Below are 14,730 nucleotides of genomic sequence, written 5' to 3'. Positions count from 1 at the left end.
CCGCCAATCCGGGTGACGCCGCGTCGGTTTGCGCTGCTACGCAACGTCCTTTGGCGTCAATGCCCTACGCGGTGCCGGGCGCCGGGCGGCGGCGGCGTTTCCGGGGCGCCGGCGAAACACTGGGCGATGTCCATCCACTCCCGCGCGACCGCCCCCCGCACCGACAGGCCGGTGTCCGCCACGTTTCGGGTCTGGGTCACCACGCGGGCGAAATCGACGGCCAGCCCTTCGATCAGGTCGGCACCGGGCGCGCCGAACTCCCACAGCTCCCCGGAGGGCGCGGTCAGGCGCAGATGGGGAGGCACCGGTGGCACCGGGCGGCCATGCACCGTGAAGGTCCAGCCAAAGGTGTTCACCCCCAGCACGACGATGTTGCGGATCCGGTCGGTCTCGGGTCGGGTCAGGCCAAGGATGTCGAACACCTCCTGCCCATGCGCCCAGGTCTCCATCTGACGCGCGGTCATCGAGGACCGCACCGACATGTCCGGCCCCACCCATTTGACCCGCGCCTTGGGGTCCAGAAGGGCCCAGTCATAGGCCATGCGGGTGTACAGATCGCGCCAGGCCAGCCGCAGGTCATGGCCCCGCTGGGAGATCGCGGCGTTTTCCGTGGCGCGAAAACCCTCGGCCTGGATGCGCGGCATCACCTGCTGCACCCTTGCATCGAACGCATCCGCATCGCGCTGTGACAGGTCGGCCATCTGGTTCCAGAAATGCAGGTGCACCAACACATCGTCGATCGTCCAACCCTTGAATTGGGTCACGGTGCGCCAGGCGCTGGCACCAAGACGCTCAAGGGCATGGTCGAGAACCTGGCATTCCTCAAAGAAATCCGCAGCTTGATCCATGGCACTCCCGCTCTCTGCCCATTGGGCCACTAAAGCGGGTTTCGGCCGGTCAGGCCAGCGCGTTCTGCAAAAGGACCTGCGCGGCCGCTTTCGCATCGCGCGCCGGATCGCAACTGTGCAGCAGAACGGCGGTGACGATCGCGCCCTCTTTCAGCAGCAGCAGCTGGCAGGCCAGCTTGTCCGGGTCCTGCGCGCCGGCCTTGCGACACAGGTCAGTGAAATATTCCAGCAGCAGGCGCTTGTGCTCGCCCGCCTGCACATGGATCGGGTGGTCGGGGGCCTGATATTCGGCCCCGGCCTTGATGAACATGCAGCCGCGGAAATTGTCCTCGCGGAACCATTCGCCCAGCGCATCGAACGCGGCCAGCAGTTGAGCGGCGGGGGTGTCGGCCAGTTCCTCGATCCGGCGTACGAACCAGTTGCGGAAATTCTCGTCCCGTAGGCGCAGCACTGCCAGGATCAGCTCTTCCTTGGTGCGGAAGTGCTTGTACATCGAGGTCTTGGACACGCCGGTTTCGACCACCAGCCGGTCCATTCCGGTGGCGTGAAACCCGTCGCGATAAAACACCTGCAGTGCCTTGCGGACCAGCTCATCCCGTTTGTTCGGACGCATGATTCGGCTCCTTCGCGTACAGATCAGTACATAATCCTTCTGCCGAACGGCTGCAAATCACCAATCTGAATTCTCTGTTTTTAATCAATAAATTTTTCTTCCGGCCACCGCAGGAAAATAAATTCCGCAAAAATGGTTGAAAAAGTTAACCGAACTGTACACCTTATCAGCACAGTTTACTGATCTGTACACCCAAAGGATTTGACCGATGCGACGCCGCGCCAGCCTATTTCCCGCAAGCTATGTTCCCTTCCTTCTGACCGTAGCCCTTCTAGCCGCCACCCTCGCCTGAAAGCCCCCACCATGCCCCGCGCCTTTTCCGAACTGACCTTCACCCCCGCCGTCCGCGCGCACCAAGAGCGGATGGGGTCCGCCGCCTCATACGCCAGGTTCATCGACGGCGGCCCGCAGCAGGGCCACCTGATCGGCCCGGCCGAGCAGGCCTTCATCGAGGCGCGCGACGGGTTCTATCAATCCACCGTGTCCGAGACCGGATGGCCCTATGTGCAGTATCGCGGCGGCCCGGCGGGGTTTCTGAAGGTGCTGGACGATCGGACCATCGGCTATGCCGATTTCTCGGGCAACAAGCAGTATATCTCGCGCGGGAACCTGGACGGCAATGACCGGATCGCGCTGATCCTGATGGATTATGCCAACCAGCGCAGGCTCAAGATCCTGGGCCGTGTGGACTTCTGCGAAGGTGCCGAGGCCGCGCGCGATCTGTTTCCCGATGGGGCCGAGGCCGAACGCGCGGCGATCATCCATGTCGCGGCGCTGGACTGGAACTGCCCGCGCCACATCACTCCCCGCTTCACCGAGGCCGAGCTGCGCCCGCATCTGAACGAGCTTGGCCGCCAGATGGCCCAGCTGCAGGCCGAAAACGACCAACTGAAGCAGGCCCTGGCCCGAAAGGCCTGAGCCAAACCCCAAGACCCCGAATAAGCCAGCAACAGGAGTATCAATGCCATGCTACGCGCGATTACTAACACACTTGCCACCCTGATCGCCGGATCGGTCTTTGCCGTCTCGGTCGTGACCGTCGGGTTCTACCTCTCGCCCGAAGCCGTGCGCGCCGCCGAGCCCGACCCGTTCCAGACCCAGTTCCGCGCGCAGACCATCGACGGCATGAAGATCACCTATCGCAAGGCCGGCGACCCGGCCAACCCGACGGTTCTGCTGTTGCACGGCTTTCCGCCCTCGTCGCGCCTGTTCCGCAACCTGATCCCGCTGCTCGCGCAGGATGACCATGTGATCGCGCCCGACTACTCCGGTTTTGGCGCGTCCGATATGCCCCCGGCGGATACATATGACTAAAGCTTTGCCGGAACCGCGCATATGATGGCCGAGCGGCTGGATGCGAAGGGCGTCGATCGCTGTGCCGTCTCCCTGATGGACTACGGCGCGCCGGTGGGATTCCGGATGTTCCCCGAGGCTACCGACCGCGTGACCGGCTTCATCATCCAAAACGGCAATGCCTATGACGAGGGCCTGCGCGAGTTCTGGGACCCGATCAAGGCCTATTGGGCCGACCAGTCCAAGGAAAACGGCGATGCCCTGCGCGCCTTCTTGACCATGGATGCCACCCAGTGGCAGTTCACCCACGGCACCCAGAACCCCGACGCGATCAGCCCGGACAATTTCTGGCACATCCAGTACCTGCTGGACCGTCCCGGCAACCGGGAAGTGCAGTTGGAGATGTTTCTGGATTTGGGCACCAATGTGGGCGGATACCCCAAATGGCAGGCGCTGTTTCGCGAATACCAGCTGCCCGCGCTGCTGATGTGGGGCAAGAATGACGTGATCTTCCCCGAAGCGGGCGCGCATCCATACAAAAACGACCTGACCGATCTGGAGTCCCACATCCGCACACCGGGCATTTCGCGCTCGAGGAATACGGCCCCGAGATCGCCGCCGAGATGCAGGACTTCCTGGCCCGCATCAACTGACCCCCCTGCCCCCCGGGCCTGTTCGGGGGGGGCGCCCTATACCGGAGGACTTACCCATGACCTCGCATGTTGACCGTATCGCCGCCTTTTCCGATGGCCCCGCCGGGGGCAACCCAGCCGGGGTTCTGATCGCGGGTACCCTGCCCTCGGATGCCGAAATGCAGAAGATCGCCGCCGTTGTCGGCTATTCCGAAACCGCCTTTGCCGCGCCGCAGGGCGTGGGCTGGCGGGTGCGCTATTTCGCACCGGTGGGCGAGGTCGCCTTTTGCGGCCATGCCACCATCGCGTTGGGGGCGCAGCTGGCGCAGCGGTTCGGCGATGGAGAATACGCGCTGCAGCTGAACGACGCGCAGATCACGGTCGAATGTCGGCGTGACGGCGACAGGGTCGCGGCCACGCTGGTGTCGCCGCCGACCCACAGCCGCGCGGTGACTGACGATGTTCTGGCGCAGGCACTGACCCTATTCGGGCTTGCGCCCAGTGACCTGAGCACCGATCTGGCGCCCGCCATCGCCAATGCAGGCAACGACCACCTTATCCTGGCGCTGACGTCCCGCGATCGTCTGGCTCAGATGACTTATGACCTGCAAACCGGGGCCGAGTTCATGCAGGCCCAAGGGTTCACCACGATCAACCTGATCTGGGCCGAAACGCCCCGGCTGTTTCACAGCCGCAACGCCTTTGCCAGTGGCGGGGTGCTGGAAGACCCCGCCACCGGCGCCGCAGCCGCCGCGCTTGCCGGGTATCTGCGCGACCTGGATTGGCCGCATGGCGGCGAAATCAACATCGTGCAAGGCGAGGATATGGGCGCGCGATCCCTTCTGCGCGTTCAGATCGGCGCCGCGAAGGGCGACGGCGTGCGCGTCTCGGGAACCACCCGCGCCATCGACTGAGCCGGGTCAGGGCCGTGCGCGGCCCGAGTGTACCATTGCCTCGATCCCCGCAGCGCAGAACTCGACCAGTTGGTCGATCCCGGACAGATCGCCCCCCTGTGACAGCGCCTGCACCCGCCAGGCGCTGTTGAGATGCGCCAGCATCGCTGAAACCGTATAGACTTGGCCCGTAGCCAACAGCGCCCGGTCGGCCTGCGGATACAGCGCGGCGATTTCGCGAATGAATAGCTCAGCGGTGGGGTCGAAACACGCGGCCGCGATATGGCGCCAGCGCGGATCGACCGACACATGCGCCACTAGCCGCCCATAGGCCATCCAGCCCGGGCCGCCCGTTTCTGCAAGGCTGACATAGGGGCGGATGAAACAGTCCAGAATACCCCGCAGGGTCAGCGGGCCTTGCGCGCGCCGATCCTCCAGCGCCTGCATCCGGATCTGCGCAAGCTCGTCAGCGCGGCGCGCGACGGTCTGGAAGAACAGCTCTTCCTTGCCGCCGCCATGGTGGTGGACCAGACCCACCTGTACTCCGGCGCGCGTGGCGATGTCGCGGATCGAGGCGCCCTCGAATCCCCGCTCGGCAAACAGCGCCTCAGCCGCGTCCAAAATCCGCGCCTTGGTTTCCAGCGACCGGGCCGACGGCGCCCTTTGCCTTTGTTTTTCAATGTATTTCGCGCTCATGTTTTTCATCTTGCCTTATTTTGGACGATCGTTCAAGTTAAGCGCCACGAGCAGGGGAGGGTTCATGATACAGGCGCGCAAGGCTTATGCCTTGATCGGCGCAGGTCCGATGGGGCTGGCGGCCGCCAAGGTGCTGAAGGAACAGGGCATCCCGTTCCAGGGATTCGAATTGCATTCCGATGTGGGCGGGCTGTGGGATATCGATGCGCCACGGTCGACCATGTACGAATCCGCGCATCTGATCTCGTCCAAGTCGATGACCGAATTTGCCGATTTTCCGATGGGTGACGACGTGGCCGAATACCCGTCGCACCGGCAGATGCGCGATTATTTTCGGGCCTTTGCCGATTATTTCGGCCTGCATGATCACTACAGGTTCAATGCCGAGGTGATCGAAGCATCGCCCCTGGGTGCGCCGGGCGATGGCTGGCGGCTAACCTGGCGGGACAGCCAAGGGACTCATAGAGCCGAATTTGCCGGTGTGCTGATCGCCAATGGCACCCTGTCCGAGCCCAACATGCCCGATTTTCCCGGCAGGTTTGACGGCGAGTTGATCCACGCCGCGCAGTACCGCTATCCCAGCCAGTTTCACGGCAAGCGGGTGCTGGTCGTGGGCGCGGGCAATTCCGGGTGCGACATTGCGGTGGACGCCATCCACCACGCCACGCGGTGCGATTTGTCGATGCGGCGGGGATACTATTTCGTGCCGAAATACGTCTTTGGCAAACCCGCCGACACGCTGGGCGGGATGATCCGCCTGCCCATGTGGCTGAAGCGCCGGATCGACGGGATGATCCTGCGCTGGTTCGTGGGCGACCCGCAGAAATACGGCTTTCCCAAACCTGACTACAAACTCTACGAAAGCCACCCGGTGGTGAATTCGCTGGTCCTTTACCACGCAGGCCACGGCGACCTGCGCATTCGCCCTGATATCGACCGGATCGAGGGGCGCACGGTCCACTTCAAGGACGGCAGCGCCAGCGACTATGACATTATTCTGGCCGCGACCGGGTACAAGCTGCACTATCCGTTCATCGACCCGAACCTGCTGAACTGGCAGGGCGACGCGCCACATTTGTATCTGAACGCCATGCATCCCGAACGCGACGATCTGTTCGTTCTGGGCATGATCGAAGCCACCGGGCTGGGCTGGCAAGGACGCCATGAGCAGGCCGAAATGGTGGCGCGCTATATCAAGGGTCTTCAATCCGGCTGCCCCGTGGCCGCGGCGCTGAAGGCGGAAAAACAAAAAGACTATAAGCGCGCCACCGGAGGCATGCAGTACCTGAACCTGCCCCGAATGGCCTATTACGTGGACAAGGCGACCTATCGCAAGGCGGTGACAGACTGGATCGCGCGGTTCCGGAAAGCCCGCGCATGACCGGCATCGACGAGATTACGCTTAATTTCAGCCCCGGCTCGCTGACCCTGCTGAACGCGATTTTGGCGATCGTGATGTTCTCGATCGCCATCGACCTGTCACCACGCGACTTCGACCGGCTGCGGCGCGCGCCCAAGCCAGTGGTGGTGGGGCTGGCCTCGCAATTCCTGGTACTGCCGGCGCTGACCTTCCTGTTGGTCTGGCTGACCGAGCCGCGCCCCTCGATCGCATTGGGGCTGATCCTGGTGGCGGCCTGTCCGGGGGGCAATATCTCGAATTTCATCACCCATCGGGCGGGCGGGAACGCTGCGCTGTCGGTGTCGATGACCGCCTTCGCCACCATCGGGGCCATCGTGATGACCCCGTTCAACATCGCGCTGTGGGGCGGGCTGTACCCGCCGACCCGCGCCATTTTGCAGCAGACCCAGATCGACCCGGTGCAGATCGCCATCATTGTCGGGCTGATGCTGATCTTGCCGCTGGTTCTGGGCGTGACCCTGAACCAGAAGCGCCCCGCCCTGACGGCGCGGCTGCGCGGGCCGCTGCAGATCCTGTCCATGGCCATTTTCGTGGCCTTCATCGTACTCGCCCTGGCGGCCAACTGGAGTTTCTTCCTGGGCTACGCGGGGGCGGTCGCCGGGCTTGTGATCGCTCACAACGCACTGGCACTGGGGGGCGGTTGGGTCGTGGCCACTCTGACCCGGCTGTCCCCCTATGACCGGCGTGCAATCACGATCGAGACCGGCATCCAGAATTCGGGCCTTGGACTGGTGCTGATCTTCGCCTTTTTCAACGGCTTGGGCGGCATGGCCGTGGTGGCCGCCTTCTGGGGAATCTGGCATGCCATCTCGGGGCTGGCGCTGGCGCAACTGATGGCCCGGACCGAGGCCGCCCGATGACCCGCATCCTGATCACCGGCGCCGCGGGGCTGGTTGGCCGCGCCCTGCTGAACGAGCTGAGCGACCATGAGGTGTTTGCCACCGACCTGCGCCGCCCCGACACGCTGCCGGACGAGGTTCCGTTTCTGCGCATGGACGTCACCACGGGCGACCCCGCGCGGGTGATCGCCAAGGTGAAGCCCGAGGTGATCGTGCATCTGGCCTCGGTCGTCACACCTCCGCCGGGGATGTCGCGGGCCGAGGCCCATGCGGTGGATGTGGGCGGCACGCGCAAGGTGATCGATGCCGCGCTGGCCCATGGCGTGCGGCGGCTGGTCGTCACCTCCTCGGGTGCGGCCTATGGCTATCACGCGGACAACCCGGTGCCGCTGCGCGAAACCGATCCGGTGCGCGGCAACCCCGAGTTTCCCTATTCCGACCACAAGCGGCAGGTCGAAGAATTGCTGGCCGAGGCCCGAACCGCCGCGCCGCAGCTGGAGCAGGTAGTGCTACGGGTGGGCACGGTGCTGGGCGACGACACCGACAACCAGATCACTGCCCTGTTCCGCAAATCCCGCCTGCTGGCGGTGGCGGGTAGCGACAGCCCCTTCGTGTTCATCTGGACCCACGATCTGGCCCGCATCCTGAAACGCGCGGCCACCGACGGGCCGCCGGGAGTGTACAACGTCGCCGGGGACGGCGCGCTGAGTGTCGACGATCTGGCCCGCGCGCTGGACAAATCTGTGCTGCGCCTGCCGGCCTGGGCGCTGAAGGCGGCGCTGGCCGTGGCCCGCCCCCTGCGCCTGTCGCGATACGGGCCCGAACAGGTGCGGTTCCTGCAATACCGACCGGTTCTGGACAATACGGCGCTGAAAACCGTGTTCGGCTATGTCCCGCAGAAGACCAGCGCCGAGGTGTTCGACCTTTGGAAAAGGAGTGTGGGCCTATGAAAACCGCAGTGATCTCGGGCGGGGCCGGCGGCCTGGGTCAGGCGCTCTCGGCCGCGCTGCAAGAGCGTGGATGGCGTGTGGTCTTGTTGGACCTGAAGGTGGATGGGGTGCAGGACACCGCCACGCAGATGGCGATTACCTGTGATCTTACCGATCCGGCCCAGTTGGCGCGCGCCGTGAACGATACGCTTGCGCACTGCGACAGCATCGATCTGGTCGTCTATAACGCCGGGATCACCCAGATCTGCGGGTTCGATCAGTCCGACGATACCAGCCACCGCAAGGTGTTCGAGATCAACTATTTCGCAGCCGTCTCGATGGCCCGCTCCTTTCTACCGGCGCTGCGCCAGTCGCGCGGGGCGCATCTTGCAATCTCGTCGGTGGCGGGGTTTGCGCCGCTGTATCACCGCACGGCCTATGCTGCCTCGAAACACGCGCTGGAAGGTTTCTTCAAATCGCTGCGATCCGAAGAACGGCCCCATGGCGTGCGGGTGCATATCGCGGCGCCCTCATTCGTGGCGACCAACCCGGGCCGGGCCGAGCGGCAGCCGGACGGCACCGCACGCCCCGGATCGGCCAGCGACGGCATGGACGAGATGACCCCCGAGGCGGCCGCTCGCGTGATCCTGCAAGGGCTGGATCGCGGGCGGCCCGTCATCCCGGTGGGACGGGTGGCGCGGCTGGCCTGGTGGCTGAACCGGCTGGCCCCACGCCTGTACCAGCGCCTGATGGAGCGCAATATCAGCGGCGCGTGACGCGCGGCCATTATTTGCGGCCTGTTTCCCGGTGCGGGGTTGCCCTTTGGGCGCGGCTTTGCTTTGTCTTTGACGAACAATCCGGCCAGCGGGCGTTCTCTGCCCCGGACCGGTCACAGGGAGGATCTCGAAAATGGCAAAAGTTGCATTCCTTGGCCTTGGCGTCATGGGCTATCCGATGGCCGGGCATCTGCAGGCGGCCGGGCATGAAGTGACCGTCTACAACCGCACCGCGGCCAAGGCGGAGCAATGGGTGTCGCAGCATGGTGGCCAGATGGCGACCACGCCGCGCGATGCCGCCGAAGGGGCCGAGTTCGTGATGGCCTGCGTCGGCAACGACGACGATCTGCGCATGGTCTGCACCGGCGAGGACGGCGCGTTCGAAGGCATGGCGGAAGGCTCGGTTTTCATTGACCACACCACCGTTTCGGCCAAGGTCACACGCGAGCTGTACGCCGCGGCCAAGGCCCGCGGTATCTCCTTTGTCGATGCGCCGATCTCGGGCGGCCAGGCCGGGGCCGAAAATGGGGTTCTGTCGATCATGTGCGGCGGCGATCAGGCAGCCTATGACCGGGCCGAGCCGGTGATGCAGGTCTATGCGAAGATCTGCCGCCGTATCGGGGACAGCGGCGCGGGCCAGATGACCAAGATGTGCAACCAGATCGCCATCGCAGGGCTGGTGCAGGGGCTGAGCGAAGCGCTGCATTTCGCCGAGAAGGCCGGGCTGGACGGGCGCGCGGTGGTTGAGGTGATCAGCCAGGGTGCCGCCGGAAGCTGGCAGATGTCGAACCGATACGAGACCATGCTGGACGACCATTTCGACCACGGCTTTGCGGTGGACTGGATGCGCAAGGACCTTGGCATCTGCCTGGACACGGCGGACGAGACCGGGGCATCGCTGCCGGTGACTGCGCTGGTCGATCAGTTCTACAAGGATGTGCAGAAGATGGGCGGTAGCCGCTGGGACACCTCGTCGTTGATCAAGCGCCTGCGGGCCATGGGGTAACGCGGGGGGCTGTCTGCCCCCTATCGCGCCAAGGCGCGATTCCCCCTGAGGATATTATTGGCCAGATGAAAAGGGCTCCGGCGGGCGCGGGGCGGAATTTCGAATGAATGATGTCAGTGCTTTTTGGGCGGTCGCGCTGCGGCGGGTCTGGGGGCTGGACGCCCGGCTCTCGCGGCTGGATGGCGAGTATGACCTGAATTTCCTAGTTCAGGCCACCAATGGGCAGGACTATGTTCTGAAGGTCATGCGGGCCGAATGCGACCCGCAGCTGGTGGATCTACAGATCACGGCGTTGGAGCATATCGCGGCCGAGGCCCCCGGGCTACCGTTTCCCAAGGTGATCCCCGGTCTGGACGGTAGCTTGTTGCCGCAGATCGACGACGACGCGGGACGGCCTCGGCTGGCGTGGCTGTTGGAGCGGCTGCCGGGCCGGTGCTATGCCAAGGCGGCGCCGAAAACCGAGGACCTGATCCTGAAACTGGGCCGGGTATTGGGGGCGACCGATCGGGCGCTGGAGCGGTTTTCGCATCCCGGCCTGGAGCGGCCGGATTTCAAATGGGACCTGACCCAGGCTGGCTGGATCGCTGACAAATTAGATGCGGTTGCCGACCCGGATCGTGCAGCCCTTCTGCGCGAGATTTGTACACAGTTCGATGCCGTCTCAAACATGCTGGCGACGCTGCCCCGGCAAGCCCTCCACAATGACGTGAATGACTACAACATCTTGGTCGAAGGAGAGCTGTCGGAGCGCCGTCAGGTTTCGGGCCTGATCGATCTGGGCGACATGTGCGCCGCGCCGCGGGTGTGCGAACTGGCGATCGCCGGGGCGTATGTGGTGCTGGATCACCCGCACCCCGAACGGGCACTGGTTGCGCTGGTGAGGGGCTATCACGCCGCAAACCGACTGCGCCCGCAGGAAGTGGACCTGATCTGGCCTCTGCTGCGGATGCGGCTGGCCGTGTCGGTCGTCAATTCCACGCTGATGGCCGCTGAAAACCCGGACGACCCGTATGTGACCATCAGCCAGGCACCGGCCTGGCGGTTCCTCGAGGATGGTTCGGTCAATGGCGAGCTGATGCCGGCGCGGCTGCGGGCGGCCTGCGGGCTGCCCGTCACCGACGGGGCCGAGCGCATTCACGCGTACCTGTCCGAACATCGTGGTCAGTTTGCGCAGCTGTTGGGACAGGATCTGTCGAACGTTCCGATGGGTTCGCTGTCGGTCGAAAACTCGACCTGGCCGCAGAACCCGTTTCACATGCCGCTGGACGAGGCCGCGCGGGTGGGCGCGGAATTCGGCGACGGGTTGTGGCTGGGCTATTACAACGAACCGCGCCTGATCTATGCCGAGCCGACGTTCCGCAAGGGCCCTTGGAAGGCGTCGGACCGGCGCACGGTACATCTGGCGGTGGATGTGTTTGCTCCGGCGGGGACGCCTTTGCTGGCGCCGCTGAGCGGTCGGGTCGAGGCGGTCGAGAACCGGGCGAACCATCTGGACTATGGCGGCGTGGTGATCCTGCATCACGAAACCCCCGAGGGTGACGCGTTTTATACGCTATATGGACATCTGGATCCCGAGGTCTGTGACCGGTTGAAACCCGGCGATCCGGTGGCGCAGGGGGCGGCGTTCGCCCGGCTGGGCGATGCTGGCCAGAACGGCGGCTGGGCGCCGCATGTGCATTTCCAGCTGGCCCTGACCACGGCCGGCATGCAGGCCGACTGGCCCGGTGTCGCTGACCCGGACGAGCTGGACCTGTGGCATGCGGTCTGCCCGAACCCGGCGGCCCTGCTGAACCTGCCGGACGAGAAGGTATACTATCACCCGACCGACAAGGCCGAGATCCTGAACAAACGGCGGGCGCATTTCGGCGGCAACCTGAGCCTGACCTATGACGACCCGGTGATGCTGGTGCGTGGGTGGAAACATCACCTGTTCGACGAATGGGGGCGGCCCTATCTGGATGCCTACAACAATGTGCCGCATGTGGGGCACGCGCATCCGCGCATTCAGGCCGTCGCGGTGGATCAGTTGAAGCGGATGAATTCGAACACCCGCTATCTGCACCCCGCGCAGGTGGAATTTGCCGACAAGCTGCTGTCGAAGCTGCCCGATCACCTGCAGGTGTGCTTCTTCGTCAACTCGGGCACCGAGGCCAACGAGCTGGCCCTGCGCCTTGCCCGGGCGCATAGCGGGGCCAAAGGTATGGTGACGCCCGATCACGGCTATCACGGCAACACCAATGCGGCGGTGGCCATTTCGGCCTACAAGTTCAACAAGCCCGGCGGCGTGGGTCAGGCCGATTGGGTCGAACTGGTCGAGGTGGCCGACGATTATCGCGGCCGGTTCAAACGCGACGACCCCGACCGCGCGCGCAAATATGCCGACCTTGTGGACGACGCGATTGCCGCCCTTCAGCGCAAGGGGCACGGGGTGGCCGGGTTCATCGCCGAGACCTTCCCCTCAGTTGGGGGGCAGATCATCCCGCCCAAGGGCTATCTTCCGGCGGTTTACGAAAAAATCCGCACCGCCGGCGGCGTATGCATCGCCGACGAGGTGCAGACAGGCCTAGGCCGGTTGGGCGAGTACTACTTCGGCTTCGAGCATCAGGGGGCGTCGCCCGACATCGTGGTTCTGGGCAAGCCCATCGGCAACGGCCACCCTCTGGGCGTGCTGGCCACCACGCGCGAGATCGCCGACAGTTTCGACAACGGGATCGAGTTCTTCTCGACCTTCGGCGGCTCGACCCTGTCCTGCCGGATCGGCAAAGAGGTGCTGGACATCGTCGATGACGAGGGCCTCCAGGAGAATGCCCGCGTGATGGGCGCACGGCTGATGGATGGTCTGCGCGCGATCGAGGCCGAGTTCGCTTGCGTAGGCGACGTGCGGGGCATGGGCCTGTTTCTTGGGGTCGAACTGATCAACCCCGACGGCTCGGAAGGCACCGAGATCTGCCGATACGTCAAGAACCGCATGCGGGACCACCGCATCCTGATCGGCAGCGAGGGGCCGAAGGACAACATTCTGAAGATCCGCCCGCCTCTGACCATCGAGGCCGAGGATGTGGACATGATCCTGTGGGCGCTGCGGTCTGTGTTGGCCGAGGTGGGCGACTATGCCCCTGCCCCGGTTTGTAACCACACCCATCACCATGAAGGGTGCGGCTGCTGCTAAGATACGCCCCGGCCGGATTCGGCCAGGCAGTTGACCGCGCTGTCAATGCAGCACGGCCGAGGGGATCTGATGGCCGGTGGACGGTAGCGGGAAGTCCGCAGTCATACGCCGCAGAGCCAGCCCGAACTGTTCGGACAGCGACGCCAGCGCGGGTGCGAAATCGGGGCGTACGATCAAGGCCGCCAGCATCATCGCATCCTCGCGCGCCCCTTCCGAGGCCGCGGCGATCATCTGCGCGAAACAGCTTTCGTCCGCGCCTAGACAGGCGCAACCCAACTCGTGCCGGATCAGGGGGCGGCGGCCGTGATGGGCGCACAGGCTGCACAGACGATCCAGCGCCAGCATAGCCAGCTGCCCATGATCGGCGCCCAGCGCGACGTCGAAATCATGCGCCGCGTCGGCACGGCCGGCGGCACCGTCACTCCACATCCGCAGATACATGACGGCGCCAGCCTCGATCGGAGTCAGATCCGCCAGCCGCCCGACCGGGGCGCCGCCCCGGGTGGATGCGCCGCTCATTTCGTCAAGATCAATTTGCCCGCGCGGGTGATGCGCAGGGTGTAAAGTTGGTCGCCCAGCTCGATATGGGCCAGGTTGCCGCCCTGGGTCAGATCCTCGGCCTTGTGGGCCGGCAGCATCGAAACGGCATAGGCTTGGGTCGGATTCGGGTTCTGCGCGTTCATCGGGTCATCTCCGGTTGTGTTCAGGCAAAGCGCCTTTTCCGTTCGGTTTTCATGGATTTGGCTGGCCCGGCGCCGGGTTGGCTATGCGTTTACGCTCTTAATCTGATAAAAATACTAAGGTATGTCAAGAGCCGGTTTTTCAACCGAACCGTTGCGCCCCATCGGCAGGCCCGCTAGGCCGGGGCGGATGACCGACGGAAGGGACAAGGATGACGGCGGCAATCGTGTTTGATCTGGACGGCACGCTGGTGGACAGCCTGGCCGACATCGCGGCGGCGGCAAACCGGATGCTGGCCGATCAGGGCCTTGCGCCCCTGCCCGAAGAAACGATCCGAGGATTCGTCGGCAATGGCCTGCCCAAGCTGGTAGAGCGGGTGATGGTTCATTGCGACATGGACATGAACAGGCACGGTAAACTGACCCAGGCGACCCTGCGCCACTATACAAACGCGTCCAGCTCACGGACGCGTTCCTATCCAGGGGTGCAAGAGGCGTTGGAAGCCCTACGGCAGGCGGGCATGTCCTTGGGTCTGTGCACCAACAAGCCCGAGGCACCGGCACGACACATTCTGCAGGCGCTGAATCTGGAGCCCTACTTCGACGCGGTGATCGGCGGTGACAGCTTGCCCGTGCGCAAGCCCGACCCCGATCATCTGAACGCCGCATTCGACGCTTTGGGCCAGCATCCGGTCAGAATATTCGTCGGCGACAGCGAGGTTGATGCGGAAACCGCGCAGAGGGCAAACGTGCCGTTTCTGCTGTTTTCCCGCGGCTACCGGAAATCGCCAGTCGCTCGGATCCCGCATCATTCCACGTTTGACGAATTTCTCGACCTGCCCCAACTGATCCAGTCGCAACTCACGGCGTAGTCCGAACAAGCCCAACCCTGGGGCACAATCAGATCGCGATCGTCAAGAATTTCGAGGGGCCGGC

General features: G+C 64.4%; 16 protein-coding genes. 11 read left to right on the top strand and 5 right to left on the bottom strand.

Annotation, left to right across the window (positions count from 1 at the left end; genetic code table 11):
* Positions 1–56 precede the first annotated feature (56 nt).
* Together AC2FMM_RS00250 and AC2FMM_RS00245 are read right to left on the bottom strand one after the other, a co-directional pair.
* Complete coding sequence (locus AC2FMM_RS00250; protein ID WP_496795465.1) at positions 57–848, bottom strand: TIGR03084 family metal-binding protein; 792 nt, start codon at positions 846–848, stop codon at positions 57–59.
* A 49-nt stretch (positions 849–897) separates the two neighbouring features.
* A complete protein-coding gene (locus AC2FMM_RS00245; RefSeq protein WP_496795464.1) occupies positions 898–1,461 on the bottom strand; it encodes a TetR/AcrR family transcriptional regulator in 564 nt (187 codons plus the stop codon).
* 303 nt (positions 1,462–1,764) lie between these two features.
* Here AC2FMM_RS00245 and AC2FMM_RS00240 point away from each other — a divergent pair, with 303 nt between their 5' ends.
* From AC2FMM_RS00240 to AC2FMM_RS00225, 4 genes are read left to right on the top strand one after another with little or no spacing between them, the layout of a single operon-like run.
* On the top strand, positions 1,765–2,379 hold the full coding sequence (locus AC2FMM_RS00240) for a pyridoxamine 5'-phosphate oxidase family protein (protein ID WP_496686753.1): 615 nt from the start codon (positions 1,765–1,767) through the stop codon (positions 2,377–2,379).
* A gap of 48 nt (positions 2,380–2,427) precedes the next feature.
* Positions 2,428–2,775, top strand: a complete 348-nt coding sequence (locus AC2FMM_RS00235; RefSeq protein WP_496795463.1) for an alpha/beta fold hydrolase — start codon at positions 2,428–2,430, stop codon at positions 2,773–2,775.
* Between the two features lie 24 nt (positions 2,776–2,799).
* Positions 2,800–3,480, top strand: coding sequence for an alpha/beta hydrolase family protein (locus tag AC2FMM_RS00230; RefSeq protein ID WP_496795462.1), 681 nt, complete (start codon positions 2,800–2,802; stop codon positions 3,478–3,480).
* Entirely contained in the window at positions 3,464–4,300 is an 837-nt protein-coding gene (locus AC2FMM_RS00225; RefSeq protein WP_496795461.1) for a PhzF family phenazine biosynthesis protein, read from the top strand. The genes AC2FMM_RS00230 and AC2FMM_RS00225 overlap by 17 nt, the downstream gene beginning before the upstream one ends.
* Positions 4,301–4,306: 6 nt before the next feature.
* Here AC2FMM_RS00225 and AC2FMM_RS00220 read toward each other — a convergent pair whose 3' ends face one another.
* Positions 4,307–4,975 (bottom strand): TetR/AcrR family transcriptional regulator, encoded by a 669-nt coding sequence (locus AC2FMM_RS00220; protein ID WP_496686745.1) that lies wholly within the window; start codon positions 4,973–4,975, stop codon positions 4,307–4,309.
* Between the two features lie 64 nt (positions 4,976–5,039).
* Here AC2FMM_RS00220 and AC2FMM_RS00215 point away from each other — a divergent pair, with 64 nt between their 5' ends.
* The 6 genes from AC2FMM_RS00215 to AC2FMM_RS00190 all read left to right on the top strand — a co-directional run bounded on the left by AC2FMM_RS00215 (position 5,040) and on the right by AC2FMM_RS00190 (position 13,114).
* Entirely contained in the window at positions 5,040–6,356 is a 1,317-nt protein-coding gene (locus AC2FMM_RS00215; protein ID WP_496795460.1) for a flavin-containing monooxygenase, read from the top strand.
* Positions 6,353–7,255, top strand: coding sequence for a bile acid:sodium symporter family protein (locus AC2FMM_RS00210; protein ID WP_496679096.1), 903 nt, complete (start codon positions 6,353–6,355; stop codon positions 7,253–7,255). Before AC2FMM_RS00215 ends, AC2FMM_RS00210 begins: the two co-directional genes overlap by 4 nt.
* Positions 7,252–8,184, top strand: a complete 933-nt coding sequence (locus AC2FMM_RS00205; RefSeq protein ID WP_496795459.1) for an SDR family oxidoreductase — start codon at positions 7,252–7,254, stop codon at positions 8,182–8,184. The genes AC2FMM_RS00210 and AC2FMM_RS00205 overlap by 4 nt, the downstream gene beginning before the upstream one ends.
* Positions 8,181–8,939, top strand: a complete 759-nt coding sequence (locus tag AC2FMM_RS00200; RefSeq protein ID WP_496686739.1) for an SDR family NAD(P)-dependent oxidoreductase — start codon at positions 8,181–8,183, stop codon at positions 8,937–8,939. The genes AC2FMM_RS00205 and AC2FMM_RS00200 overlap by 4 nt, the downstream gene beginning before the upstream one ends.
* Positions 8,940–9,072: 133 nt before the next feature.
* Entirely contained in the window at positions 9,073–9,945 is an 873-nt protein-coding gene (locus AC2FMM_RS00195) for an NAD(P)-dependent oxidoreductase (RefSeq protein ID WP_496686737.1), read from the top strand.
* Between the two features lie 103 nt (positions 9,946–10,048).
* On the top strand, positions 10,049–13,114 hold the full coding sequence (locus AC2FMM_RS00190; RefSeq protein WP_496795458.1) for an aminotransferase class III-fold pyridoxal phosphate-dependent enzyme: 3,066 nt from the start codon (positions 10,049–10,051) through the stop codon (positions 13,112–13,114).
* Between the two features lie 42 nt (positions 13,115–13,156).
* Here AC2FMM_RS00190 and AC2FMM_RS00185 read toward each other — a convergent pair whose 3' ends face one another.
* Both AC2FMM_RS00185 and hemP read right to left on the bottom strand, forming a co-directional pair.
* Positions 13,157–13,633, bottom strand: coding sequence for a hypothetical protein (locus AC2FMM_RS00185; RefSeq protein WP_496742883.1), 477 nt, complete (start codon positions 13,631–13,633; stop codon positions 13,157–13,159).
* Positions 13,630–13,797: a hemin uptake protein HemP gene (hemP, locus tag AC2FMM_RS00180; RefSeq protein ID WP_005978533.1), complete on the bottom strand. Its 168-nt coding sequence runs from the start codon at positions 13,795–13,797 to the stop codon at positions 13,630–13,632. Before hemP ends, AC2FMM_RS00185 begins: the two co-directional genes overlap by 4 nt.
* A 209-nt stretch (positions 13,798–14,006) precedes the next feature.
* On the opposite strand from hemP, the gene gph reads away from it, so the two are divergent.
* Complete coding sequence (gph, locus tag AC2FMM_RS00175) at positions 14,007–14,666, top strand: phosphoglycolate phosphatase (RefSeq protein ID WP_496795457.1); 660 nt, start codon at positions 14,007–14,009, stop codon at positions 14,664–14,666.
* The last annotated feature ends 64 nt before the right edge of the window (positions 14,667–14,730 follow it).

It is taken from the genome of Ruegeria sp. BHSC043 (genome assembly GCF_059612985.1).
Note: the sequence above shows the minus strand (reverse complement) of the source record. Positions and strands in the feature narration are given on the sequence as shown.